Annotated in this window: 32 protein-coding genes; 14 read left to right on the top strand and 18 right to left on the bottom strand. The window is 59.3% G+C overall.

Annotation, left to right across the window (positions count from 1 at the left end; translation table 11 throughout):
- Window positions 1-22 precede the first annotated feature (22 nt).
- The 5 genes from pheS to thrS all read right to left on the bottom strand — a co-directional run bounded on the left by pheS (window position 23) and on the right by thrS (window position 4,261).
- On the bottom strand, window positions 23-1,039 hold the full coding sequence (gene pheS, locus HX869_RS08550) for a phenylalanine--tRNA ligase subunit alpha (protein WP_003219939.1): 1,017 nt from the start codon (window positions 1,037-1,039) through the stop codon (window positions 23-25).
- A gap of 109 nt (window positions 1,040-1,148) precedes the next feature.
- The gene (gene rplT, locus HX869_RS08545; RefSeq protein WP_003219940.1) at window positions 1,149-1,505 is read right to left on the bottom strand and encodes a 50S ribosomal protein L20; all 357 of its coding nucleotides are present in this window, start codon (window positions 1,503-1,505) and stop codon (window positions 1,149-1,151) included.
- 28 nt (window positions 1,506-1,533) lie between these two features.
- Window positions 1,534-1,728: a 50S ribosomal protein L35 gene (gene rpmI, locus HX869_RS08540; RefSeq protein WP_002553160.1), complete on the bottom strand. Its 195-nt coding sequence runs from the start codon at window positions 1,726-1,728 to the stop codon at window positions 1,534-1,536.
- A 59-nt stretch (window positions 1,729-1,787) separates the two neighbouring features.
- A complete protein-coding gene (gene infC, locus HX869_RS08535) occupies window positions 1,788-2,339 on the bottom strand; it encodes a translation initiation factor IF-3 (RefSeq protein ID WP_169875357.1) in 552 nt (183 codons plus the stop codon).
- On the bottom strand, window positions 2,339-4,261 hold the full coding sequence (gene thrS, locus HX869_RS08530; RefSeq protein WP_178902985.1) for a threonine--tRNA ligase: 1,923 nt from the start codon (window positions 4,259-4,261) through the stop codon (window positions 2,339-2,341). Before thrS ends, infC begins: the two co-directional genes overlap by 1 nt.
- A gap of 364 nt (window positions 4,262-4,625) precedes the next feature.
- Here thrS and HX869_RS08525 point away from each other — a divergent pair, with 364 nt between their 5' ends.
- Both HX869_RS08525 and HX869_RS08520 read left to right on the top strand, forming a co-directional pair.
- The gene (locus HX869_RS08525) at window positions 4,626-4,940 is read left to right on the top strand and encodes a hypothetical protein (RefSeq protein ID WP_080673250.1); all 315 of its coding nucleotides are present in this window, start codon (window positions 4,626-4,628) and stop codon (window positions 4,938-4,940) included.
- A 289-nt stretch (window positions 4,941-5,229) separates the two neighbouring features.
- Window positions 5,230-5,442, top strand: a complete 213-nt coding sequence (locus tag HX869_RS08520; protein ID WP_003179963.1) for a cold-shock protein — start codon at window positions 5,230-5,232, stop codon at window positions 5,440-5,442.
- A gap of 73 nt (window positions 5,443-5,515) precedes the next feature.
- On the opposite strand, the gene HX869_RS08515 is transcribed toward HX869_RS08520, so the two are convergent.
- Window positions 5,516-5,836, bottom strand: a complete 321-nt coding sequence (locus HX869_RS08515; RefSeq protein WP_003219948.1) for an I78 family peptidase inhibitor — start codon at window positions 5,834-5,836, stop codon at window positions 5,516-5,518.
- 147 nt (window positions 5,837-5,983) lie between these two features.
- Complete coding sequence (locus HX869_RS08510) at window positions 5,984-6,289, bottom strand: hypothetical protein (protein ID WP_008438689.1); 306 nt, start codon at window positions 6,287-6,289, stop codon at window positions 5,984-5,986.
- Between the two features lie 142 nt (window positions 6,290-6,431).
- Here HX869_RS08510 and HX869_RS08505 point away from each other — a divergent pair, with 142 nt between their 5' ends.
- Window positions 6,432-6,644, top strand: a complete 213-nt coding sequence (locus tag HX869_RS08505; RefSeq protein ID WP_003219951.1) for a hypothetical protein — start codon at window positions 6,432-6,434, stop codon at window positions 6,642-6,644.
- A 33-nt stretch (window positions 6,645-6,677) separates the two neighbouring features.
- On the opposite strand, the gene HX869_RS08500 is transcribed toward HX869_RS08505, so the two are convergent.
- Genes HX869_RS08500 through HX869_RS08470 form a run of 7 tightly spaced genes read right to left on the bottom strand, consistent with a single transcriptional unit; the run spans window position 6,678 to window position 13,646 of the window.
- Window positions 6,678-7,706 (bottom strand): nucleoside hydrolase, encoded by a 1,029-nt coding sequence (locus tag HX869_RS08500; RefSeq protein WP_003219953.1) that lies wholly within the window; start codon window positions 7,704-7,706, stop codon window positions 6,678-6,680.
- A 26-nt stretch (window positions 7,707-7,732) separates the two neighbouring features.
- Window positions 7,733-8,137, bottom strand: coding sequence for a D-ribose pyranase (gene rbsD, locus HX869_RS08495; protein ID WP_177028847.1), 405 nt, complete (start codon window positions 8,135-8,137; stop codon window positions 7,733-7,735).
- Complete coding sequence (gene rbsK, locus HX869_RS08490) at window positions 8,134-9,051, bottom strand: ribokinase (RefSeq protein ID WP_008438691.1); 918 nt, start codon at window positions 9,049-9,051, stop codon at window positions 8,134-8,136. Before rbsK ends, rbsD begins: the two co-directional genes overlap by 4 nt.
- 23 nt (window positions 9,052-9,074) lie before the next feature.
- Window positions 9,075-10,097 carry a LacI family DNA-binding transcriptional regulator gene (locus HX869_RS08485; RefSeq protein ID WP_003219958.1) on the bottom strand — a complete coding sequence of 341 codons (1,023 nt, stop codon included), beginning with the start codon at window positions 10,095-10,097 and terminating at the stop codon, window positions 9,075-9,077.
- A 3-nt stretch (window positions 10,098-10,100) separates the two neighbouring features.
- On the bottom strand, window positions 10,101-11,078 hold the full coding sequence (locus tag HX869_RS08480; RefSeq protein WP_003219960.1) for an ABC transporter permease: 978 nt from the start codon (window positions 11,076-11,078) through the stop codon (window positions 10,101-10,103).
- On the bottom strand, window positions 11,075-12,628 hold the full coding sequence (locus HX869_RS08475; protein WP_008438693.1) for a sugar ABC transporter ATP-binding protein: 1,554 nt from the start codon (window positions 12,626-12,628) through the stop codon (window positions 11,075-11,077). Before HX869_RS08475 ends, HX869_RS08480 begins: the two co-directional genes overlap by 4 nt.
- 58 nt (window positions 12,629-12,686) lie before the next feature.
- The gene (locus tag HX869_RS08470; protein WP_003219963.1) at window positions 12,687-13,646 is read right to left on the bottom strand and encodes a sugar ABC transporter substrate-binding protein; all 960 of its coding nucleotides are present in this window, start codon (window positions 13,644-13,646) and stop codon (window positions 12,687-12,689) included.
- Window positions 13,647-14,212: 566 nt separating this feature from the next.
- Between HX869_RS08470 and HX869_RS08465 the strand changes: the two genes are divergently transcribed.
- The 3 genes from HX869_RS08465 to HX869_RS08455 all read left to right on the top strand — a co-directional run bounded on the left by HX869_RS08465 (window position 14,213) and on the right by HX869_RS08455 (window position 16,477).
- A complete protein-coding gene (locus tag HX869_RS08465) occupies window positions 14,213-15,301 on the top strand; it encodes an asparaginase (protein ID WP_003219965.1) in 1,089 nt (362 codons plus the stop codon).
- 230 nt (window positions 15,302-15,531) lie between these two features.
- On the top strand, window positions 15,532-15,783 hold the full coding sequence (locus tag HX869_RS08460; protein ID WP_008438695.1) for a DUF1654 domain-containing protein: 252 nt from the start codon (window positions 15,532-15,534) through the stop codon (window positions 15,781-15,783).
- A 4-nt stretch (window positions 15,784-15,787) separates the two neighbouring features.
- Window positions 15,788-16,477 carry an endonuclease gene (locus tag HX869_RS08455; protein WP_003219970.1) on the top strand — a complete coding sequence of 230 codons (690 nt, stop codon included), beginning with the start codon at window positions 15,788-15,790 and terminating at the stop codon, window positions 16,475-16,477.
- 43 nt (window positions 16,478-16,520) lie between these two features.
- On the opposite strand, the gene HX869_RS08450 is transcribed toward HX869_RS08455, so the two are convergent.
- Complete coding sequence (locus tag HX869_RS08450; protein ID WP_003219972.1) at window positions 16,521-16,898, bottom strand: hypothetical protein; 378 nt, start codon at window positions 16,896-16,898, stop codon at window positions 16,521-16,523.
- A 263-nt stretch (window positions 16,899-17,161) separates the two neighbouring features.
- On the opposite strand from HX869_RS08450, the gene csrA reads away from it, so the two are divergent.
- Window positions 17,162-17,356, top strand: a complete 195-nt coding sequence (gene csrA / locus HX869_RS08445) for a carbon storage regulator CsrA (RefSeq protein ID WP_003192511.1) — start codon at window positions 17,162-17,164, stop codon at window positions 17,354-17,356.
- Between the two features lie 120 nt (window positions 17,357-17,476).
- Here the strand turns inward: csrA and HX869_RS08440 are convergent, their stop codons facing one another.
- On the bottom strand, window positions 17,477-17,935 hold the full coding sequence (locus tag HX869_RS08440; RefSeq protein ID WP_178902984.1) for a DUF2214 family protein: 459 nt from the start codon (window positions 17,933-17,935) through the stop codon (window positions 17,477-17,479).
- Window positions 17,936-18,105: 170 nt separating this feature from the next.
- Between HX869_RS08440 and HX869_RS08435 the strand changes: the two genes are divergently transcribed.
- Complete coding sequence (locus HX869_RS08435) at window positions 18,106-18,366, top strand: hypothetical protein (RefSeq protein WP_178902983.1); 261 nt, start codon at window positions 18,106-18,108, stop codon at window positions 18,364-18,366.
- A gap of 159 nt (window positions 18,367-18,525) precedes the next feature.
- Complete coding sequence (locus tag HX869_RS08430) at window positions 18,526-18,840, top strand: hypothetical protein (RefSeq protein WP_177051262.1); 315 nt, start codon at window positions 18,526-18,528, stop codon at window positions 18,838-18,840.
- A gap of 16 nt (window positions 18,841-18,856) precedes the next feature.
- On the opposite strand, the gene HX869_RS08425 is transcribed toward HX869_RS08430, so the two are convergent.
- Window positions 18,857-19,531, bottom strand: a complete 675-nt coding sequence (locus HX869_RS08425; RefSeq protein ID WP_003219982.1) for an HAD-IA family hydrolase — start codon at window positions 19,529-19,531, stop codon at window positions 18,857-18,859.
- Window positions 19,532-19,774: 243 nt separating this feature from the next.
- Here HX869_RS08425 and HX869_RS08420 point away from each other — a divergent pair, with 243 nt between their 5' ends.
- The 5 genes from HX869_RS08420 to HX869_RS08400 all read left to right on the top strand — a co-directional run bounded on the left by HX869_RS08420 (window position 19,775) and on the right by HX869_RS08400 (window position 23,420).
- Complete coding sequence (locus tag HX869_RS08420; RefSeq protein WP_177009392.1) at window positions 19,775-19,987, top strand: phage infection protein; 213 nt, start codon at window positions 19,775-19,777, stop codon at window positions 19,985-19,987.
- A 161-nt stretch (window positions 19,988-20,148) separates the two neighbouring features.
- Window positions 20,149-20,919, top strand: coding sequence for an alpha/beta fold hydrolase (locus HX869_RS08415; RefSeq protein WP_102368533.1), 771 nt, complete (start codon window positions 20,149-20,151; stop codon window positions 20,917-20,919).
- A 111-nt stretch (window positions 20,920-21,030) separates the two neighbouring features.
- A complete protein-coding gene (locus HX869_RS08410; protein ID WP_003219985.1) occupies window positions 21,031-21,288 on the top strand; it encodes a DUF2790 domain-containing protein in 258 nt (85 codons plus the stop codon).
- A 51-nt stretch (window positions 21,289-21,339) separates the two neighbouring features.
- Window positions 21,340-22,011, top strand: a complete 672-nt coding sequence (locus HX869_RS08405; RefSeq protein ID WP_003219986.1) for a heavy metal response regulator transcription factor — start codon at window positions 21,340-21,342, stop codon at window positions 22,009-22,011.
- Window positions 22,008-23,420, top strand: a complete 1,413-nt coding sequence (locus HX869_RS08400) for a heavy metal sensor histidine kinase (RefSeq protein WP_003219987.1) — start codon at window positions 22,008-22,010, stop codon at window positions 23,418-23,420. The genes HX869_RS08405 and HX869_RS08400 overlap by 4 nt, the downstream gene beginning before the upstream one ends.
- Here the strand turns inward: HX869_RS08400 and pcp are convergent.
- A complete protein-coding gene (gene pcp, locus HX869_RS08395) occupies window positions 23,413-24,060 on the bottom strand; it encodes a pyroglutamyl-peptidase I (RefSeq protein ID WP_003219988.1) in 648 nt (215 codons plus the stop codon). The two genes, HX869_RS08400 and pcp, sit on opposite strands and share 8 nt — an antisense overlap.
- Between the last annotated feature and the right edge of the window lie 6 nt (window positions 24,061-24,066).

The following is a 24,066-nucleotide window of genomic DNA, read 5'->3' as shown; positions in this document are numbered from 1 at the left end:
CTCTCCTAAAGATCCGTTACGACTAGCGAAATTGCGCGAGGAACCGCAAGTCGTTGTCGAAGAACAGACGCAAGTCGTTCACGCCGTAACGCAGCATGGCCAGACGCTCAACGCCCATGCCGAAGGCAAAGCCCGAGAATTCTTCCGGGTCGATCCCGGACATGCGCAGCACGTTGGGGTGAACCATGCCGCAACCCATCACTTCCAGCCAGCCGGTCTGTTTGCAGACGCGGCAGCCTTTACCGCTGCACATCACGCATTCCATATCGACTTCAGCGGATGGCTCGGTGAACGGGAAGAATGAAGGACGGAAACGTACCGCCAGCTCCTTCTCGAAGAACACCCGCAGGAACTCTTCGATGGTGCCTTTGAGGTCGGCGAAGTTGATGTCGCGATCAACCAGCAGGCCTTCGACCTGGTGGAACATCGGCGAGTGGGTGATATCGGAGTCGCTGCGATACACACGGCCTGGGCAGACGATGCGGATGGGCGGCTTCTGCGATTCCATGGTGCGGACCTGTACCGGCGAGGTATGGGTGCGCAGCAGCATGTTCGCGTTGAAATAGAAGGTGTCATGCATCGACCGGGCCGGGTGGTGGCCTGGGATGTTGAGCGCCTCGAAGTTGTGATAGTCGTCTTCGACCTCAGGGCCTTCGGCAATGCCGTAGCCGATGTGGGTGAAGAACTGCTCGATACGTTCCAGAGTCCGGGTAATCGGATGCAGGCCGCCCGAGGTCTGGCCACGGCCAGGCAGGGTCACGTCAATGGATTCGGCGGCGAGCTTGGCCGCAAGATCAGCCTCCTCGAGCGACGCCTTGCGCGCATTGAGAACCTCTGTAACACGCTCCTTGGCCACGTTGATCAGCGCACCGACTTGCGGACGCTCTTCAGCCGGCAAATTCCCCAGGGTCTTCATCACCTGAGTCAATTCACCCTTTTTGCCAAGGTAGTGAACCCGGATTTGCTCCAGGGCATTGATATCTTCTGCGCTTTGCACAGCCTCTAGTGCTTGAGAGACCAGCGCATCCAGGTTTTCCATGTACAGACTCCAGATACAAAATAGGGGAAGAGCTTGAAGGCTCTTCCCCTATTTAAGACGTTTAACACCGTGGGCCGCGGAAGCGACCCAGGGTGACTGTCGGGGGTACTTAAGCCAAGGTGGCTTTAGCTTTCTCGACAATCGCAGCAAACGCCGCTTTTTCGTTCACTGCCAGATCAGCCAGAACCTTACGGTCGATCTCGATGGACGCTTTTTTCAGGCCAGCGATGAAACGGCTGTAGGACAGACCGTTAACACGTGCACCAGCGTTGATACGAGCGATCCACAGAGCGCGGAACTGACGTTTTTTCTGACGACGGTCACGGTAGGCGTATTGGCCAGCCTTGATAACCGCTTGCTTGGCAACACGGAATACGCGTGAACGCGCGCCGTAGTAGCCTTTAGCAAGTTTCAGAATTTTCTTGTGGCGCTTACGCGCCATGACGCCACGCTTTACACGAGCCATGAGTTACTTCCTCTATTCTTGACTAAAATTAACGAAGGCGCAGCATGCGCTCGACTTTTGCCACGTCAGACGGATGCAGCAAGCTGCTACCGCGCAGTTGACGCTTACGCTTGGTCGACATTTTAGTCAGGATGTGGCTCTTGAAAGCGTGCTTGTGCTTGATACCGTTAGCAGTTTTCAGAAACCGCTTAGCAGCACCACTTTTAGTTTTCATCTTTGGCATGTTCGGTACTCCGCATTCAGTTGATAAACATAATCAGAAGGCCTGCCGTGCCCTATTGATTACTTCTTCTTTTTCGGGGCGATGACCATAATAAGCTGGCGTCCTTCCATCTTAGGATGCTGTTCGACCGAACCGTACTCGAGCAGGTCAGCTTCAACCCGCTTGAGGAGTTCCATCCCCAGCTCCTGGTGGGCCATCTCACGGCCGCGGAATCGCAAGGATACCTTGGCCCTGTCCCCATCACTCAGGAAACGTACCAGGTTGCGCAGTTTTACCTGGTAATCCCCTTCCTCCGTCCCTGGACGAAACTTGATTTCTTTTACTTGAATCTGCTTCTGGTTCTTCTTCGCCGCGGCAATCTGCTTCTTCTTCTCGAAGATCGACTTGCCGTAGTCCATCACCCGGCAAACGGGTGGGATTGCGTCGGCGGAGATTTCCACCAGGTCCAATTTGGACTCTTCAGCAATACGAAGCGCTTCATCAATCGAGACGATGCCAATCTGCTCGCCGTCAGCGCCAATTAACCGAACCTCGCGTGCCGAGATATTCTCGTTGATCGGGGCTTTCGGTGCAGCTCGTTTATCTTGTCTCATTTCACGCTTAATAATAATTACTCCGAATCTGGGCGACCACGCCGGGAAACCGCTTGCGCGAGGAACTCAGCGAACTGGGCGACGGGCATCGAGCCCAGGTCAGCACCTTCACGAGTACGCACAGCGACAGTCTGCATCTCGACTTCCCGATCTCCGATAACCAAAAGATAGGGAACCTTGAGCAAAGTATGCTCGCGGATTTTAAAGCCGATCTTTTCATTTCTCAAGTCGGACTTGGCACGAAATCCGCTTTCATTGAGAGTTTTTTCAACTTCAGCGGCAAAACCTGCCTGTTTATCAGTGATATTCATGATCACTGCCTGGGTCGGAGCCAGCCACGCAGGGAATGCACCCTCGTAGTGCTCGATCAGGATCCCGACGAACCGTTCGAACGAGCCGAGGATCGCCCGGTGCAGCATAACCGGGTGCTTACGGCTGTTGTCTTCGGAGACGTATTCGGCTCCCAGACGGATCGGCAGGTTAAAATCGAGCTGCAGGGTACCACACTGCCAGACGCGACCAAGGCAATCTTTCAGCGAGAACTCGATCTTCGGACCGTAGAACGCGCCCTCGCCCGGCTGCAAGTCGTATGCAAGCCCCGCACTGTCCAGCGCTGCGGCCAGTGCAGCTTCGGCGCGATCCCACAGTTCGTCGGAACCGACGCGTTTTTCCGGACGAGTGGACAGCTTCATCTCGACTTCGGTGAAACCGAAATCGCGGTACACGTCCATGGTCAGCTTGATGAACGCAGCGGATTCGGCCTGCATCTGCTCTTCGGTGCAGAAGATGTGGGCGTCATCCTGAGTGAAGCCCCGTACGCGCATGATGCCGTGCAGTGCACCCGATGGCTCGTTACGGTGGCAGGCACCGAACTCGGCCAAGCGCATCGGCAACTCGCGGTAGCTCTTCAGGCCCTGGTTGAACACCTGTACGTGGCACGGGCAGTTCATCGGCTTGATGGCGTAGTCGCGGTTTTCCGACTGGGTGGTGAACATGTTGTCGGCGTAGTTGGCCCAGTGCCCGGATTTCTCCCACAGGCTGCGGTCAACGACTTGCGGCGTCTTGATCTCCAGGTAGCCGTTGTCGCGCTGAACCTTGCGCATGTACTGCTCGAGCACCTGGTACAGGGTCCAGCCGTTCGGGTGCCAGAACACCATGCCCGGCGCTTCTTCCTGGAGGTGGAACAGGTTCAGGCGCTTGCCGATCTTGCGATGGTCGCGTTTTTCGGCTTCTTCGATGCGCTGGATGTAGGCCGCCAGCTGCTTCTTGTCAGCCCAGGCAGTGCCGTAGATCCGCTGCAGTTGTTCGTTCTTCGCGTCACCGCGCCAGTAGGCACCGGACAGCTTGGTCAGCTTGAACGACTTGAGGAAGCGTGTGTTCGGCACGTGCGGGCCACGGCACATGTCGACATATTCTTCGTGGTAATACAGGCCCATGGCCTGCTCGTCCGGCATGTCTTCCACCAGGCGCAGCTTGTAGTCTTCGCCGCGGGCGGTGAACACGTCGATCACTTCGGCACGCGGAGTGACTTTCTTGATGACGTCGTAATCTTTTTCGATCAGCGCGTGCATGCGCTGTTCGATAGCCGCCAGGTCGTCCGGGGTGAAAGGACGCTCGTAGGCGATGTCGTAATAGAAGCCTTCGTCGATGACCGGGCCGATGACCATCTTCGCGGTTGGGTACAGCTGCTTGACCGCATGGCCAATCAGGTGCGCGCAAGAGTGGCGAATGATCTCCAGCCCCTCTTGATCCTTGGGCGTGATGATTTGCAGGCTGGCATCGCCGGTGATCAGGTCGCTGGCGTCGACCAGCTTGCCGTCGACCTTGCCGGCCACGGTGGCCTTGGCCAGGCCGGCACCAATGGATGCGGCGACCTCGGCTACGGAAACCGAATGATCGAATGAACGTTGACTGCCGTCGGGAAGAGTAATAGTTGGCATGGCGCCTCCTCTCCTAGTGGTGACCCCTACCAAAGGTCACGTGGGTTGGGATGAGCCAGTACAAGATCCAATACCAGGCCGTTCAGTGATGAACGCCTGCCTTACAGCGGCAGGAGCCTTTCGGCCAACCGATAATCGAACCAGAGTGACTGGAGTTAAACAAAAAAGACCTTGGCAAGGCGGCATAGGGCGCGCCGGAAAATAGCCAAGCGAAAGATGCTAGCACAGATGAACGGTCATGGCGCCGAAGCCGCTTCACGAAACGAAAATTCCCGGCTTTTAAGGGCAAAAGTGAACTTGAACTGTACGGCAGCCCTCAAACACACCGAGAATCGCCGTTCGTCCACGACTCCAGGAGCATTTGATTATGCGTTTTACCTCGACTTTCGCCCTTGCTGCATCCCTGACCCTCATGTCCCTGGGTGCGCACGCCGCAGCCCCGTCGAACTGGCCTGCCGGTGCGCGGGACAGCTTCATCAAGGATTGCAGCGCAGCCGCCCAGCAAAGTGTTGATGCCAAAACCGCCAAAGACCACTGTGAATGTGGCGCGGACAAAATCAATGCCGAATTGAGCAGTGCCGAAATCAAGGAACTCATGACCAACCAGAACGCAGATCCCGCGCTCAAGACCAAAGCTGTGACGGCTATTTCGTCCTGCAAAGTCGTGAAGAAAAAGTAATTTTTACACCCTGCCAGACCGGCTGAAGGACCAGAAATCGCCATGAAAACTGCCATTTCTCACAAATTACGCAGCTTTTACGGCTTTTTTTAACAGCTGATATTTCGCCTGAAAGCCCCGTAGATCGGGGATTTCAGCCAGCCAAGGCATGAAACACAACGCGATTGATTAGCAAACAATGCCTTGGGGGGGCTCCCAAGCCGAACATTTCGACTATGATAGCTCGGTGTGCCCAGTTGGCCTGAGCAGCACAGCACTACTGAAAATATATGTTTCTTGGAGATACACCATGTCTAATCGCCAAACCGGCACCGTTAAATGGTTCAACGATGAAAAAGGCTTCGGCTTCATCACTCCTCAAGGTGGCGGTGACGACCTGTTCGTACACTTCAAAGCTATCGAAAGCGACGGTTTCAAAAGCCTGAAAGAAGGCCAAACCGTTTCCTTCGTGGCTGAGAAAGGCCAAAAGGGTATGCAAGCTGCACAGGTTCGCCCAGAGTAATTCTGCGCCGAACTAAAAAAACCCCGTCCATGTGACGGGGTTTTTTATGGCCTGGAGAAAAGCGCTGGAGCAATCAGCCGCAATTGACCCGATTGATCACAAGGCTGTCATCGGTATTGAGGTTCAGGCGATCGGAGCGGTATTCCAGCGTGACCATGTCATCTGGCTTGAGAATGCGTGCGTTCTGCGCTCCGGCGCGGCTACGGGCCTGTTCCAGCAATTGTGGCGAAGCTTTCTGGCCGATTGCGAACTCGGCAGCCTTCGCCTCACAGCGGCTATGACCAGCATCGGTCACGGCAGTGTCTTTGGCTGGCTCAGAGGTACCCGGGGTGCTGCAACCCGACAAGGCGAGCGCAGCCAACAAAGTACCGAATGATGCGAGCTTCCAAGGCATGAAGCCTCCTTTGAGAAAAAATGGACAGAGATCGTGCGACCGTGGTTTGGCCGATTGGTTTCAGAATTGTCACAATTGGCTGTGGGCCAGTCTGCCTGAGTCGACACCGGGCGCTGGCGAATCAATCGTCACCAGATATGAACGCACTCAGTAGATGTCGATGTAATCAAACGGCGGGGTTGGCCAGTTCTGCTTGAGCGCGTTGAAAATCTGCATCACCCACACCTCGTCGCTGGCTGCGACGTTGCCGACATAACCCGAACCCGCCGCCCAGGTCTCCAGGCGGAACAGAAGGCCGTCGATATCGACGCCACCCACCACGCCCGAAGAAATGTAGGCAATGCCGGCCTTGGTAACGCGCAATTGGGTATGAACGTTGTCACTGGCGGACGCAAGCAGCTGCCGCACAGCGTCCAGCGTCAGGTTGTCGGGGTTGTTCAAGTCGATCTGCACGCGGTTTGCCCTGGCAATTAAACAGGCGGACAGTGTCGCACAGCCCTCCCCTCATGCCTAAGTAGCAGTGCCAAACACGGCGCAAAATGGTTAACTCCACACGCAGAACGCACTAACCGCCTTTCAGCCTCGCGAGACACCCATGACCATCGTCACGATCCACGCCGACATCAAAGCCAAGTGGCCCCACGGGCAAAGCTCCTACAGCCCGGGCAGCCCGGAGGAGTTGGCAATCATCGGTATCGACCTGCTGGTCAAGGAACTGGGCACACAGGCCGCGCAGGCATTCATCGGCCAGGTATTCGAGAAATACCCGGCCGATCACATGGGGGCGCCAGACCCCGAGCGCGAATAAGACCCGGCCGACGAACGTCGACCGGCAGGCTGTTTACTTCAGGCGACCAAGGCGTTCGGTCAGCAGATCGAAGAAGCCCTGGGCATCGCCATTTTCAACCCAGAACGCGTTCTTCGGTTGTTTCAGGCCATCGTACCAGTCGACGATGGTCTGGCCGAAGGTCGGGCCTTCACGGCTGTCCACCACCACGTTGACCTCACGGCCGCTGAACAGCGCAGGCTTGAGCAGGTAGGCAATGACGGTAGCGTCATGCACCGGGCCGCCCGGGATGCCGTAGTGCTCCATGTCGCCCTTGACGTATTCATTGAGAATATCGCCCACCACCTTGCTCGCGTTGTTGTTCAGCGCAGCGATTTGCTTCAGGCGTGCGTCGCTGGTCAGGACCTTGTGGGTCACGTCCAGCGGCAGGTAGGTCAGCTTGACGCCGCTCTTGAGCACGATCTCGGCCGCAATCGGGTCGGCGAACAGGTTGAACTCGGCCACCGGCGTGATATTGCCGCCGTTGAAGTGCGCGCCGCCCATCACCACCACTTCCTTGATGCCTTGAGTGATCTCCGGCGCCTGGGTCAATGCCAGCGCCAGGTTGGTCTGCGGACCGAGCATGGCGATGGTGATGCTGTGGGGCTTGGCGGTGCTGAGGGTCTTGATCAGGTAATCAACGGCATTGCCTTCGGCCAGGCCTTTTTTCGGCTCATGCACGGTGACGCCGGAGATACCTTCCTTGCCATGGATGTTTTCAGCGTAGATCGGCGTGCGCAGCATCGGTTTCGGTGCACCGGCATATACCGGGATGTCCTCGCGCCCTGCCCATTCGCGGGCCAGGCGTGCGTTGCGGGAGGTCTTGTCGAGGCGCACGTTACCGGCAACGGTGGTCAGCGCGCGGATCTGCAGTTCATCGGGCGAAGCCATGGCGAACAGCAAGGCAACCACGTCGTCGGCACCGGGATCGGTGTCGATGATCAGGTCGATTTTTTCCGCCGCGTGGGCGCTTGCAGCAGTTAGCACGGACAAAAGCAGCACACTCCGGAACAGGTGTCGCAGGGTTTGGGTACCACGTTGCATGACGCACTCCTTGTCGTTGGGGAATTCTAGAACGTTACGCCGGAAACCAGCGCGATATTGCAGTAGGGCTGGCACTCGCCGGTGCGCACCACCGCCCTCGCCTTGCGGCTGAGCTGCTTGAACTCTTCATGGCTGACCAGGCGGCGCTCGCCGAGGGCGGCCTGTTCGGCCAGGGTATTGAGATCCGCCAGGGCCGGCGGTTGCTTGAGCAGGATTTCTTCCGCGAGCACGTGGCTTTCCACCTGCATCTCGCTGAGGACGATGCGCAAGGTACTGACGAAATCCGGAATGCCTTTGGTCAGCGCCAGGTCGATCAGCTCGACACCCGGCGGCACCGGCAAGCCGGCATCACCGATCACCAGAATGTCGCCATGGCCAAGGGACGCGATCACCCGCGACAGCGCGATATTGAGCAAGGGAGTCTTTTTCATGAGGGCACAAAACCTTGGACGTCATGCAATGTGGGAATAGAGGGTTGCGCACCCGCGCGGGTCACGGACAGCGCGGCGGCTACCTGGCCGAAACGAATGGCCTCGGCCTCGCTCCTGCCGTTGGCCAGCGCGGCTGCGAAACCGCCGACGAAGGTGTCACCGGCAGCCGTGGTATCGACCGCCTTGACCTTGGGCGCGACCAGGTGCTCGAAGCCTTGGCCATCGGCAAACAACGCGCCTTCGGAGCCGAGGGTAATGATCACTTTGCCAGCACCGGCCTTGATCAGGCGTGTGGCGGCGGCCTTGGCGCTGTCCAGCGAGTCGACCACCACGCCGCTCAAGGCCGAGGCTTCGCTTTCATTGGGAATCAGGTAGTCGATGGCGGCGTACCAATCCTCGGGCAGCGGACCACTGGCCGGCGCCGGGTTCAGGATCACCGTCTTGCCCAGCTCGCGACCGCGCTTGAGGGCATGGCCGACAGTCTCCATCGGCGTTTCCAGCTGGCAGACGATCACGTCGGCAGCCTGCAGCACACTGTCAAATGCCTGTAATTTGGCTGGGGTCAGCTCGCCATTGCTACCGGCGACAATAACGATCGCATTCTGGCTGCTGTCATCCACCACGATCAGCGCCACGCCGCTGGAACCGTCGACGGTGCTGACGGCCTGGCAATCAATGCCCTCCACCAGCAACGCGTCGCGCAATTGCGCGCCATAGGCATCGGTGCCCACGCAGCCGACCATGGCGACCTCAGCCCCGAGGCGCGCCGAAGCGACCGCCTGGTTCGCGCCCTTGCCGCCGGGAACGGTGGAAAACGATTGGCCGATCAGGGTTTCACCGGCGCGGGGCAGCCGGCTGGCCCGGGTGACCAGGTCCATGTTCAGGCTGCCTATTACCACTACTTTTGCTGGCATACATCAGTACTCATCAATTCGGTTCAGCGGTATTGGGCAAACACACCGGCCAACGGCGCCGTCGACTCGCGCAGGACAATACTCGGCGTCACGATGCGTTGATCGATCGGCAATTGGGGTGTCGCAATTCGTCGCAGTAAAAGCTCGGCCGCCATCTCTCCCAACTGCAGGATCGACTGGCCCACGGTGGTCAGCGCCGGGTACACGTACTGGCTCATCTGGATATCATCAAACCCGATCACCGACAGCTCACCGGGCACCCGGATATTACGTTCGGCAGCGGCACGCAAGACGCCGAAGCCAATCATGTCGTTGCCGGCAAAAATCGCGCTGGGGGGATTATCCGCCAGCAATTGCGCCGCGGCCGCGTAACCACCGGTACTGGTGAAATCACTTTCCAGCACACGGCCGGCCGGCACTTCGAGCCCCGCCTCGGCCAAGGCGCGGTAGTAGCCCGCCATCCGCATTTGCGCCACGCGGGTATGACTCGGGCCACCAATGCAGGCAATGTCGCGATGACCCAGATCGAGCAAGTGCCGGGTCGCCAGGTAAGCACCCTGTTCGTGGTCGATGCGCACCAGGTCGACATCGATCCCGTCCAGTGCACGGTCGACGATGACCATCGGCGTGCGCACCGCCTTGAGGCCTGTCGCCAGGCCGCTGTCGTCGCCGCCCACCGAGGTCACGATCAAGCCGTCGATGCGTTTTTCCAGCAGCACCCTCAGGTAGCTGCGCTGCTTTTCGGCATTATCGTCGGAGTTGCAGAGGATCACGCAATAGCCGTTACGCTCGCAGTAATCCTCGATGCCCCGGGCCAGTTCCGCAAAATACGGGTTGAGGCTGTTGGGCACCAACAGGCCGATGGTAGCTGTGGTCTTGGCCTTCAGCGAGCGCGCGACCGCACTGGGTACATAGTCGAGCTGCTTGATGGCCGCCTCGACCTTGATCCGTACCGGCTCGCTGACCGGGCGCGTCTTGTTCACCACATGAGACACCGTGGTGTAGGAAATCCCCGCCAGCGCGGCCACATCCTTGATCGTTGCCATGGCTCAGGCTCGCCGACTGGCGCGCTGGCTGCGGTAAGTATCGAGCACCACCGCGATCACGATCACGGCACCGGTGATGATACGTTTGGTCGGCTCGGTGGCGCCAATCTGCGCCAGCCCTGCCGCCAATACCGAGATGATCAGCACGCCGAAGAAGGTACTGATGACCGAGCCACGCCCGCCCATCAGGCTGGTGCCGCCGATCACTACCGCAGCGATCACTTGCAGCTCCAGGCCGGAACCGGCGTTGGGATCGGCCGCTTCCAGGCGCGAAATCTGGAACAGCGCCGCCACACCCGCCAGCAGGCCCATCAGGCTGAACACCAGGATCTTGTAGGGCTTGGGATTGATACCCGCCAGGCGCACGGCCTCTTCGTTGGTGCCAATGCCGATCAGGTAGCGACCGAACACGGTACGGGTCAGCACCAGCTGCGCGGCGATGATCACCAGCAACGCGATGATGAACGAAGGTGAAATGCCGAACGCCACCGGGTTGGACAGCCAGGCAAACGAATCACCGATGTATGCGGTACGCGAGCCGGTCATCTGGTACGCCACGCCGCGCGCCATTTCCAGCACGCCGAGGGACACGATGAACGACGGGATCCGCCAGGCCACTGTGATCGAACCGGTAATGGTCCCGGCCAACGCGGCGCAGCCCATGCCCAGCACGGCTGCCGGCAACACACTCCAGCCCCAGCCGAGAATCGCCACGCTGACGGCCGATGCGGCCAGGGCCAGCACGGAGCCTACCGACAGATCGATGCCGCCGATGATCAGCACGAAGGTCATGCCGACTGCCAACACCATCAGGTCGGGAATCTGGTTGGCCAGGGTGCTGAAGGTGTCGTACGAGAGGAAGTGGTCGCTCAGGAACGAGAACAGCGCAATCATCGCCAGCAAGGCGCCGGCCAGGCCCAGGTAGGTGCCCAGGCCATAGAAGTTGCCGCCACGTTTTGCGGGGGAGGAAGTGGTTTTCATGGGGTATTCCTAGGCGCTGCGTCGTTGAGCAGCGCATCACGTTTCTGATAGCCGGCAAAAGCAGCGGCAAGCAATTCGTCCTGGGTCCAGCTGTCGCGCTCGAAGGTCTCGATCAGGCGCCCGGCGGAAAGTACGCCGATGCGGTCGCAGATCAGCATCAACTCACGCAGGTCGCTGGACACCACCACCAGCGCCTTGCCCTGGCGGGTCAGGTCGCCGAGCAACGCATAGATATCGAATTTGGCGCCGACGTCGATGCCTCGGGTCGGTTCATCGAACAGCATCACCGCGCAATCGCGCTCCAGCCAGCGGCCAATCACCACCTTCTGCTGGTTGCCACCCGACAGCTCGGACACCAGCTGCGCCGGACTGGAACTGCGGATACGCATGGCGTCCACCTGGCGCTTGGCCAAGGCCGTTTCGTCACGACTGTTCACCAGGCCACCGCTGGACACCTTCGGCATGTTGCCCAAGGCAATGTTGGCGCCGATGGATTGGGTCAGCAGCAGGCCTTCGCCCTTGCGGTCTTCGGTGATCAGGGCGATGCCATGGCCAACCGCGTCGACGGGCGAGCGAATGCTGACGACTTGCGCAGGTGTGCCCAGGGCCACGGTGCCGCTGTCGGCCAGGTCGGCGCCGAAGATCAGGCGCAGCAACTCCGTACGGCCCGCACCGATCAGGCCGGAGATGCCGTAGATTTCGCCGGCACGCACTTCAAACGACACGTCGCGGACCTTGTCCGAGCGGGTCAGGCCTTTTACCGTCAACAGCGGCGCGCCGATGGTGCGCGGGCCCAGGTCGATTTTCTCGCCCAGTTCGCGGCCCACCATCAGCGTGACCAGTTGCTCACTGTTGTAGTTGGCCATCGGCTCGACACACACCAGCTTGCCGTCGCGCAGCACCGCAATGCGCTGGGCAACCCGGGCCAGTTCTTCGAGCCGGTGGGAAATATAGATAATCGCCACGCCCCGGGCCTGCAGGCGGGTGATTTGTTCGAACAGCATCTCGACTTCACGGGCGGTCAGCATCGCCGTGGGTTCGTCGAGGATCAGTACGTGGCAATCGCCAATCAGGTTGCGGGCGATCTCGACCATCTGTTGGTGGCCGATGCCGAGGCTGCCGACCAGGGTGTCCGGGTCGATAGCGTCCAGGCCGACCTGGGCCATGGCTTCAATGGCGGCCTTGCGCAGTTGCTTGCGGCTGATCCAGCCACCGTGGCTGGGCAGGTTATCGAGGAACAGGTTTTCAGCGACCGTCAGGGTTGGCAGCAGGTTAAGCTCCTGCATGACCATGCGGATGCCCTGCTCTTCAGCCTGGGTCCGGCTGCCTGGCGTGTAGGCCTGGCCATTGAACTGCATCTGGCCGTCGGTCGGGGTGACCAGCCCGCCGATGATTTTCGACAGGGTGCTTTTCCCCGCGCCATTCTCACCGGTAAGCGCCAACACTTCCCCACGATTGAGCGTCAGGGTGATGTCGGACAGAACCGGTTGGGCATAGGTCTTGCCGATACCGCTGACCGAGAGGACAGCGTTCGGTGCGGAAGATGACATAGGAACGTCTCCAGGCGTCCGCTCGGGTGAGCGGACGCTGTTTTGTGCTGCCGGGGAATTACTTCTTGAGGATGAGTTCGACCGGGGTTTCGATCATGCCATCCACGGCATCGACTTTTTCACCCTTGACCAGCTTCAGAGCGTTCTGGATACCGAAAACGGCTTGCTGGGCAGCAGCCTGGTCGGCGGTGGCCAGGACACGGCCGTCCTGCAGCATCGGCTTGATGGCCTCGATGTTGTCGTAGCCTACGACCAGCACCTTGCCAGCCTTGCCGGCGCCACGTACGGCGGATACTGCGCCCAGTGCCATGTTGTCGTTACCGGCCAGCAGTGCCTTGATGTTCGGGTTTGCCTGGAGCATGGCAGCGGCAATCGCGTTGCCCTTGTCGATTTCCCACTCACCGGATTGGGTGGAGACGATCTTCATGCCGGCGGCATCCATCGCGTCCTTGAAGCCAGCGGTACGCTGCTGGGCGTTGGTGGTGGTGGACACACCTTCGATGATGCCAACCTGGTCACCCTTGGTGAGGTGCTTGGCCAGTTCTTCACCGACCAGGCGCGCGCCCTTGCGGTTGTCTGGACCTACGAACGGGATATCAAGGTTTTTGCTTTTCAGTACATCCACATCAAGACGGTTGTCGATGTTGACGATCTTGATGCCTTTGTCGGAGGCCTTTTTCAGCACGGTGACCAGGGCTTTCGAATCGGCGGGAGCAATGACGATCGCGTCAACCTTGGACAGGATCATCTGATTGACGATATCGATCTGCGCACTGGTATCGGTTTCGTTCTTGATCCCGTTGGTGATCATGTCGAAGTCGGCGGCGTGGGCTTTCTGGTATTCCTTGGCACCGTCCTGCATGGTGACGAAGAATTCGTTGGCGAGGGATTTCATGACCAGGCCGACCTTGGGTTTGGCGGCGGTCTCGGCAGCAAATGCAGAGGAAAGAGGCAGGGCAGCGGATGCGGCAGCAAGCACAGCGACAGCAAGAAGACGTCCAGCAAATGGCAGCTTCATGGGTTCACTCCGATCTTATGATTATTGTGAGCAACGCTTGCACCGAAGAACGCTTCGGCAGCCAACCCACCCGGGCGGCTGATACGAGCTTTCACGACACTCGAGGAGCACCCCGTGAAACATCTCGCAAACGTTTGCGTTAGGTCAAACTATGAGAAGCTTGTCGAGATTTGTCAACGGGAGAAAACAGCCTTTTGGTGAATCCGCTTTACGTCCTGCCCTCGAAGCCATCCGGTACCCCCTTTAAACATCCGCGTTGCTGGATCGTTCTCTGAAACGACAGGTCGCGGCGTGCCTCCTGCGTTTAAAACCAAACTTTTCCGTCATCCTTTTCGGACAACCGAACACCCGTGCACCGCTTTGTTCGGAAAGCCGGACAGAAGACCAAGCCATTTACTTACAAATCAAACAAATATAGATATAAATCAATAGGTTAAATTCTATTGCCAAACAAAATCCCGCTGGTACAAATCCTGCTCTTACTCAGCACCTCGTGGCGCTCAGAACCGCCCGGGTGTTTCTAGATGAACCTGCATCAGCACTCATCAAAACTAGAGAGAAGAATAATGAAATCTGCGTTGAAAACTTTCGTACCGGGCGCGTTAGCCCTCCTGCTGTTGTTCCCCGTTGCCGCTCAGGCAAAAGAAGCTGAAACCCAGCAAAAACTGTCCAACGTGGTGATCCTTGCCACCGGCGGCACCATCGCCGGCGCCGGCGCCAGCGCGGCCAACAGTGCGACCTACCAGGCCGCCAAGGTCGGCATCGAACAATTGATCGCCGGTGTTCCTGAGCTTAGCCAGATCGCCAATGTCCGCGGCGAACAAGTATTGCAAATTGCCTCCGAAAGCATCACCAACGAAAACCTCCTGCAACTGGGTCGTCGTGTCGCCGAACTGGCCGACAGCAAGGACGTCGACGGCATCGTGATCACCCACGGTACCGACACCCTGGAAGAGACTGCCTACTTCCTCAACCTGGTGGAAAAGACCGACAAGCCAATCGTCGTGGTCGGCTCGATGCGCCCAGGCACCGCCATGTCGGCTGATGGCATGCTCAACCTGTACAACGCCGTTGCCGTCGCCGGCAGCAAGGACGCCCGCGGCAAAGGCGTACTGGTGACCATGAACGACGAGATCCAGTCGGGTCGCGACGTCAGCAAGATGATCAACATCAAGACTGAAGCGTTCAAGAGCCCATGGGGCCCGCTGGGCATGGTGGTAGAAGGCAAATCCTACTGGTTCCGCCTGCCAGCCAAGCGTCACACCATGAACTCGGAATTCGACATCAAGACCATCAAAAGCCTGCCGGACGTCGAAATCGCCTATTCCTATGGCAACGTAAGCGACACCGCCTACAAGGCTCTGGCCCAGGCCGGCGCGAAAGCCATCATCCACGCCGGTACCGGCAATGGTTCGGTGTCGTCCAAGGTGGTGCCTGCCCTGCAGGAACTGCGCAAGCAAGGCGTACAGATCATTCGCTCTTCCCACGTGAATGCCGGTGGTTTCGTTCTGCGTAACGCCGAACAACCAGACGACAAATACGACTGGGTAGTTGCCCATGACCTGAACCCGCAGAAAGCCCGCATCCTGGCCATGGTCGCCCTGACCAAGACCCAGGACAGCAAGGAACTGCAACGGATGTTCTGGGAATATTGATCGCTCCCGGGCCCGGCCGGCAACGGTTGGGCCATCCCGCTCGTGGCGTACCGCGAGCGGGTCTGATTTCCCCCGCTTTATCCCCCGCGCAAAAAAACCTTTGAAAAACAAAGCGTTCCTACACCAAATCGGCAAAACCACTGTCAGAAGAACTTCTTGAATTTTAAGCAGTTGCGAAATTGCCCACAGTTAAATACTGTATGCACGTACAGCCTAATAAGGAATACTCCGTGGCAAAGCCTTCTTCCGCAGCACCCGCAGCGCCTGACGCCTATCAACGCCTGGCCGTTCGCGTGCAAAAAATCATCAATTCCACCAACGCCCAGAAGAACAAGGCGGCGTTGATCTTCCGTTTGCCGGAGGAACCGGAAGACGAGTGGGCACGACTACTGGAGGAGATAGCAGAAAACGATAACGTCACCCTCGCTTATCGCGATGACGGCGGCGTGCAGATTTTCTGGGTTGTGCCGAAGGAAGATTGAGTCAATGAGTGTCCGTTTTATCAGTGTGTTGTTCGTGTTTTTTGCTGTCACCGCTCACGCCCAAGCCCCCAGGACGTTCAGCGAAGCCAAGAAAATCGCCTGGAAACTTTATGAACCGCAATCCACGGAGTTCTATTGCGGCTGCAAATACAACGGCAACCGGGTAGACCTGAAAGCCTGCGGCTATATCCCGCGCAAAAACGCCAACCGGGCGGCACGTATTGAATGGGAACACATTGTTCCGGCCTGGCAGATCGGCCATCAGCGCCAGTGCTGGCAGGATGGCGGGCGCAAGAACTGCACCCGCAAGGACGCGGTCTACAAGCGGGCCGAAGCCGACCTGCACAACCTGGTGCCGAGCATCGGCGAGGTGAATGGCGACCGAAACAATTTCAGTTTTGGCTGGCTGCCGGTACAAAGCGGCCAATATGGATCATGCCTGACCCAGGTGGACTTCAAGGCCAAGAAGGTCATGCCCCGCCCTTCCATTCGCGGCATGATCGCCCGAACGTATTTCTATATGAGCAAGCAGTATGGCCTGCGCCTGTCGAAACAGGATCGCCAGCTGTATGAAGCCTGGAACAAGACCTACCCGGTACAGCCCTGGGAACGCCAGCGCAATCAAACCGTGGCGTGCGTGATGGGGCGCGGCAATGAATTTGTCGGCCCGGTGAACTTGAAAGCCTGCGGCTGAACGAAAAAAGCGGGAGCGCCATGGCCTCCCGCTTGTCGACTCTTTACTGCGCAACCTTGTGTTCGATGACCTCGGACACCGTGTCATTCTTCTTCGCAGTCGCCAGTTTCTCGGTCAACTGCGCTTGTTTCGCCTCGGCCTCGGCCCTGGTGCTGAATGGGCCCAGCAGCACCTGGTCCTTACCGTCTTCCTTCGCCAGATAGAAACTGAAACCGTGTTCCAGCAACCACGCGGTCAGGTCAGTCATCGCCTGCAGCTTGTGATCCGGCGGCCCCACCCATACATCCCATTCTTGAGAGGCGATCGCGCCGACCGCAGGTTGCGCCTGGGCGGGCGCCTCGGCAACGGCAGGCCTGGCCTTGGGGGCGTCGACACTTTTACCTTCACCGCAACCGGCCAATGCCAACACCGCAATTGCCATCGCTACTTTACGCACTACCCTGCTCCTTAGAGGATCAAAGAGGCGACTTTATCATTCACTGTCTATTCTGGCCGTCATAAACGTTGGCTTAAACAATGCGAATGATGTATCGCAGACCTGTATGATGGCGGCATGGGAATTAATGCCGCCTCTATGCGTCCTAAAAGAGGCAGCCACAGGGAAGCGCTTCGCAGTAAGCTCCACACATCCGACATCTGCCCTGTCTGAAACATGTGTCCTTCAAAGCAATCAAGGAGAAGTCCATGCTGATACTCACCCGCAAAGTCGGTGAAAGCATAAACATCGGTGATGACATCACGATCACCATCCTGGGCGTTAGCGGCCAGCAAGTAAGAATCGGCATCAATGCTCCAAAGGACGTTGCCGTGCATCGCGAGGAGATCTACCAACGTATCCAGGCGGGCCTGACGGCTCCGGATAAAAACCAGACACCTTGAAGCGCCTCCAGTAGCCAGCCCTTTCGTTCACTGTAACGGCTGGCGAAAACCTCTTTCAGCCTGTTCGCGGCTTCCCGCGGCCAGCGCGCCCTATTCCCTTGTTCCAGCGTCAGGCCAGCGTCATCCCAGGCCGACACCGCGTGCCATGCCACTCGCTGCAATCATCATCAGCACCAGCAGTAACGCCTGCACATGGCTGATGCGCGCAAAAAGACCTGCCTTGTGCAAATCGAGGCGCGTGCCACGCGCCAACGCGATGCGCCATTTGATAAAGCGAATCATCGGCGCGAGCTCCAGTAACAAAATTAATACAAGCAGCGTCATCTTCACGTGAAACAACGGCTGGTGCAGGTAATAATCACTGCCCTTTTCGTAGCCGCCGAAGGCCCGCAGGCCACCGGTTACCAATAACAACAGGGCACTGATTCCCCAGATGTTGTCCGCGATCAATACGCGGCGCAGGGTGGATGGGTCACTATCAGATACACCGCGCAATGCCTTGCCACGCGCAAGCACGGCCGACAATGCCATGGCGAATGCCAGTAAATGGACTGCTGCAAGAAACCACTGAACCAACATAAGGCGTACTCCCTTTTGTATGACACATGGCAGGAACACTTCTCAGTAATAGTCGCTGGCTGCGTTCAACGCATGAAACAGCCTGCAAACAAAGGGAACTTGTGGAGTTTTCCAGGGCCGAATCTCGTGACAAATCCCCCACAGTCTGCAGCGCGCCAAGGAGCACGTTGATGAGGCGTACCGTTAAACAGCCTTACTTATCCAAGTCTTGGTTGATTGTCACGCTGATCAGCGTGGCGTTTGTGGCGCTGGAGTATGGCCTCAAGTTCGAAATCGAAGGTTCCTCCGACAAAGCCTACTCATGGCTGGACCTGACGCTGTTCCTGAGCGCGTACTTGTTTTTCTTCTGCCTCAAGCCCATTCAGGTCGCCGTCCATCGCAGACTGTGCCGGCGCGCGCCTTACAGTGATCGCCGCAAAGCCTCATCCTGACGGCTTTGGGTTTCATCTTGAAGTTCGTTGCCCCAGCGCGGTGTATCCCGCAAGCGGGTTGAAACCGCCGCCGCAGTTGCTATCAGATCGCCGGTATTTACAGCTGCGCGACACAACCTATGCTTGGGCATGCACAGTCGGTGAAAGGTTGTAGCGCTGATGGACACACTGAGTAAAAGCGAAATCGAATCAGCACTGGCAGCGCGCCTGCCGAGCTACAAAATCGTCTGCACCCTGCATGCCGATGGCACGCTTTCCGCGATTCTCAGCGGCCCGGAAGCTGATCACTTTGCAGTGACCGGCATCGTCCGCGCCCACCATCGAGGGCCGGAGGCGATTGCCAGGCTTGCCAGCGAAATCCTCAAGGAAATGGTCTTGTCCCGCCAGGGGCTCAAGGGCAACCGCCTGCAGACGCTGACTGGAAACAGCTCCAACGTTGAACCGCCCCTTTACGAAGAAGGCCGAACCGGGTAACCGGGTCGGCCTTTTTTTACGCCAGGCGCTGTAGATGCAACAGCCCGGCTTCGTCCCGCTGAACCTGTAGACGCTCATACCCGTCAATCGACGGATGCGCGGTGACCATGGGCACAAGGTGGGTCGACGTCACCACCATCACATCGGCCCCCGCCGCCTCGCCGGCGCGAATCCCGACGCTGGCATCCTCAAACACCAGGCAGTCCTGTACCGGTACTCCCAGCCGTTGCGCACCGAGCACATAACAGGCCGGATCCGGCTTGCCGCTGGCGACATCCTCCGCGGTGACCAGCACCGCCGGCGGGTTGATCCCGGCCGCCTGCATACGGCGCAGAGCCAGTGCCTTGGGGGCAGACGTAACCAGCGCCCATTGATCGCCGGGCAATGCGTTGAGGAATTCCACCGCGCCCGCAATCGCCACCACCCCTTCCACATCCTCAAGTTCAGCCTCGGTAATCCACTGCGCCTCAGCCTGCGCGTCCACACCGGGCAACGCCTGGCGGGTGATGGTATCGATGGCCCGGGCACCATGGATGGTCTTCAGAAAAGCCTCGACATCCAGCCCATGGCGTTCAGCCCAGGTGGCCCATACGCGCTCGGCGGCGGCAATGGAGTTCAGGAGTGTGCCATCCATATCGAACAGAAAGGCGCGGTAACGGTGGGCGAATACAGCTGAATCGCGGGTGGACACTGCTCGGCTTCCTCTTGCTTTCGTCACCCGGTCTTGGGCGCTGACGAACCACTTGCCTGGTGCAATCTACGGATCGGCCCAAACGCTGTAAACCTTCCCGTGGTTTGTATCGGACTGTATGGGAACCCCGCCTGGATACGCGAACCCGCATTTCGCCACGCCTGGGCACACATGGCAGATACACCCCGGCGATTAACTACGACCACCAGCCAATCCGGCTGACTCACGCGTAGGAGCCTCATCATGTTCAATCTCTCGAAAGCTTCGTCCCTGGTACTCGGCCTGACTGTCATCGCGGGCCTCGGGCTGTCATCCATGGCGTCGGCCGACACCGACGCTGGCGCGGTCAAAGACCAGTCATCCCACCTGCTCGCCGAGGGCGGCGCAGATCGCCTGCACGAACGCGGCCTGGCGGAAGGCGGCGCTGAACGCCTGCAAGCAACCCGTACTGTCTGATGGGTCACCGTCCAACCAGGGCAGCCTTCCGGCTGCCCATTGCATTACAAACTTGTCATCAAGCTGTCAGTGTTGCCCTCACCCTCACTTCATACAGTGAAGTCGTCAGTCACCCACAGCGGGTGACCCAACTTCCCACTGAAAATGAAGCGAGCCCGCCCATGAAACCTGCAAGCAAACTCTGCCTGATCGCCGCCAGCCTGTTGATGCTGGGGACCGGCGCCGCCGTGGCCGGCCCGATTGCACCGGTGAAAGCCAATAACGTAGTGCTGGTACACGGCTCCTGGGCCGACGGTTCCAGCTGGTCCGAAGTGATTACCCGCCTGCAGGCCGCCGGCTTGCATGTAACCGCCGTGCAAAACCCGCTGACCTCGGTGGCGGATGACGTCGCTGCCACCAATCGCGTACTCGATCAACAGGACGGTCCTACCGTGCTGGTCGGCCATTCCTACGCCGGCACCGTGGTCAGCGACGCCGGGGTCAACCCCAAGGTCAGCTCCCTGGTATACGTCGCCGCCCGCGCTCCGGACGCCAACGAAGACTTCGTCGCCCTGTCCGCCAAGTACCCAAGCACACCCGTGCGGGCCGGTGTGGTGGAGCACGACGGTTACCTGACCCTGAACCAGGACGCCTTCCTCAAGTACTTTGCCGCCGATGTACCCCACGCCAAGGCCATGGAGCTGTACGCCGTGCAACAACCGATCGCCAAGACCCTGTTCAGCGGTCGCACCGTCAACGCCGCGTGGCACACCAAGCCGTCCTGGTATGCGGTGTCCAGCAATGACCAGACCATCAACCCGGACCTGGAACGCTTTCTCGCCAAGCGCATGAACGCCACCACCATCGAGGTGCCATCGAGCCACTTGTCCCTGGTTTCCCACGCCAAGGAAATCACCGACCTGATCCTCGAAGCGTCCGGCCGCCAGCCTTAAGCCCTTCATTACGATCTTGTCATCATCCTGTTGGCTGGCTGTTTGTGTCGCCTGGTTACTGTGAACTCACTGCCGGATACCGGCAGCCAACCCTTAAAGAGAGATACCGCCATGAAACTGTTTATCCTCGGCTTTGCTGCCCTCCTCGCCACCGGCTCGGCCTTTGCCGATACCACCGCCACCACCTCGGTGATCCATGACACCCCCGGCTTCTTCATGCACATGGACGTGGCCAAAGTACTGTCGAGCACCGATACCTACGGCCAGTGCGGCATTGTCCCTGCGCGCCTCGACTACCTCGACAGCCAGGGCCGCGAACACGTGCTGGACTATCAAGTACAGGGCATCGGCTGCCCCAATGACAATTGATCGGGCTACACTTGCGCCACGCAAGAACTGCACATCACCAGGGCGAATCCCATGAATATCCTCGTAGTCGAAGACGAGCCCAAGGCGGGCAACTACCTGCTTAACGGCCTGCAGGAACTGGGTTACTCCGTGAGCCTTGCCCGCGATGGCGTGGACGGTTTGCACCAGGCCCTGGAAACCCCGTTCGACGTGATCGTGCTGGACGTGATGATGCCGAAGATGGACGGCTGGGAAGTGCTGCGTCGCCTGCGCAAGGAAGCCGACACGCCGGTGCTGTTCCTGACCGCCCGGGACGATATTGCCGACCGCATCAAGGGCCTGGAACTGGGCGCCGACGATTACCTGATCAAGCCGTTTTCCTTCGCCGAACTGGTGGCGCGCCTGCGCACCCTGACCCGGCGCGGGCCAAGCCGTGAAGAAGAACACTTGCAGATCGCCGACCTGCAGATCGACGTGCTCAAGCGCCGCGTCAGCCGTGGCGGCGTGCGCATCACCCTGACCAACAAGGAGTTCGCCTTGTTGCACTTGTTCGCCACCCATCAGGACCAGGTACTCTCGCGCTCGCTGATCGCCTCAAGGGTGTGGGACATGAATTTCGACAGCGACACCAATGTGGTCGACGTGGCCGTGCGCCGCCTGCGCCTGAAAATCGACGACCCGTTCCAGCTCAAGCTGATCCATAGCGTGCGCGGCATCGGCTATCGCTTCGATACGCAACCATGAGCAAGCCCCGGCATTACTCCCTGACGCTGCGCCTGGCGCTGATCTTCGCCCTGCTGGCGTTCGCCCTGCTGGCAACCCTCGGCGTGGCGCTGTACCGCGACCTTGAGCGCGAACTGATCCACCGTGACGACGCTGCGCTGATCTACCGCGTCGACCAACTGCGCAACCTGCTGAACGACAGCAACACCCTGGACCTGATCAAGACCAAGCCCGAACTGTTCCAGAACATGCTGGGCAACCGCGAATCGGTGCTGAGCATCGCCGCACCCGGGCAGAAACCGCTGCTGGAAGTGAACCCCGGCAACATCGACATGCCCGACGTTGCACCGGTGCCCCGGGACCACGCCCTGGAATTCGCCGACGTGCAGCATTTACCCGGCGTCAATGGCGTCCCCTTCTCCACCCTCGCCGCCACCATCGATTCAGGCGACCTGGGCAGCCTGCAAGTCACTACCGGGCGGTTGATGACCGAGCGCACCGCAGTGCTCGCCAGCTACCGGCTGAGTGTCTATATCCTCGCCAGCATCGCGGCATTGGTACTGGCGGTGGTCGGTTACCTGATGGTGCATCGCGGCCTGCTGCCATTGCGGCGCCTGGCCGTGCATGCCCAGGGCATCGGCGTCGGCAACCTCGCCGCGCGCCTCGACAGCCACGGCGCCCCCAAAGAACTGCTGCCGATGATTGATTCGTTCAACACCATGCTCGAACGCCTGGCCAAGGGTTTTGTGCAACTGGGCCAGGTCTCCACCGACATGGCCCACGAACTGCGCACGCCGATCAATAACTTGCTCGGGGAAACCCAGGTGGCGCTGCAGCAACACCGTAGCATCGAAGCCTACCAGCAACTGCTGGCCTCCAACGTCGAAGAACTCGAACGCCTGGCGCGCATGCTCGACAACATGCTGTTCCTGGCCCGCACCGACCCGGCCAGTGCGCTGCGCCAGCGCCAGGAACTGGACGCGGCCGACGAAGTGGAACGCATGGCCGACTACTTCGAAGGCCTGGCGGGCGATGTCGATATCAGCATCCTCGCCCAGGGCGCCGGTGTGATCTGGGCCGAGCCGATGCTGCTGCGCCGTGCCCTGGCCAACCTGTGCGCCAACGCCATCAAATATGGTGCACCCGCCTCTGAACTGCTGATCCAGGCCACACCCTGCGCCGAAGGCATCAACCTGACGGTGACCAACCACGGCGCGACCATCCCGGCGGAGCACTTGCCCAGGTTGTTCGAGCGGTTTTATCGCGTGGATGAATCACGGGAGCGTTCGGCGCATTCCAATGGATTGGGGCTGTCGATTGTCGCGACCATCATGCAGTTGCATAACGGCCGATACAGCGTGAGCAGCGAGAACGGTGTGACCTGCTTCGCGTTGTTTTTCCCGGGACGCGAAGCCGAAAACCTCAGCTGACTTGCCCACCCGTTTCACTGATATCCACCAAGGTATTCCAGGCCGTCAGCAACGCAATCCGCAAGCCCTCGACCTGCATCGGCAATGCCATCGAGGCCGGCTCGGGTATTCGGCCCGCCACCTGCTCGGGCAGCCACGGCACATGGATGAAACCGCTGCGTACCCCTGACCCGGCGAGCGCGTGCTGCAACAGATAGAACACCTGGTTGCACACGAAAGTGCCGGCGGTTTGCGACACGCTGGCCCCAATGCCGGCCTCGCGCACGGCCCTTACCATGGCCTTGCTCGGCAAGGTGCCGAAGTAAGCCGCAGGGCCGCCGGGCAGCACTTCCGTGTCGACAGGTTGCTCACCCAGGTTGTCCGGGATCCGCGCGTCGTTGAGGTTGATCGCGACCCGCTCGATGGAAATATCACTGCGCCCGGGGCCCAGCCCGACAGCAATGACCATCTGCGGGCGGTGTTCGGCCAACAGCTGAGCCAGGCGCTCGCCCGCCGTGGCAAAGGCACAGGGTAACTGCCGCGCGACAATCCGCACATCAGCGCCCAACTGCACACCCTCCAACAGGCGTACCGCCTCCCAGGACGGGTTGACAAGGTCTTGGTCAAACGGTTCGAAACCCGTCAGCAATACAGTGCGCATTTCAGC

It is taken from the genome of Pseudomonas sp. P7779 (genome assembly GCF_013386315.1).
Classification (GTDB): domain Bacteria; phylum Pseudomonadota; class Gammaproteobacteria; order Pseudomonadales; family Pseudomonadaceae; genus Aquipseudomonas.
Note: the sequence above shows the minus strand (reverse complement) of the source record. Positions and strands in the feature narration are given on the sequence as shown.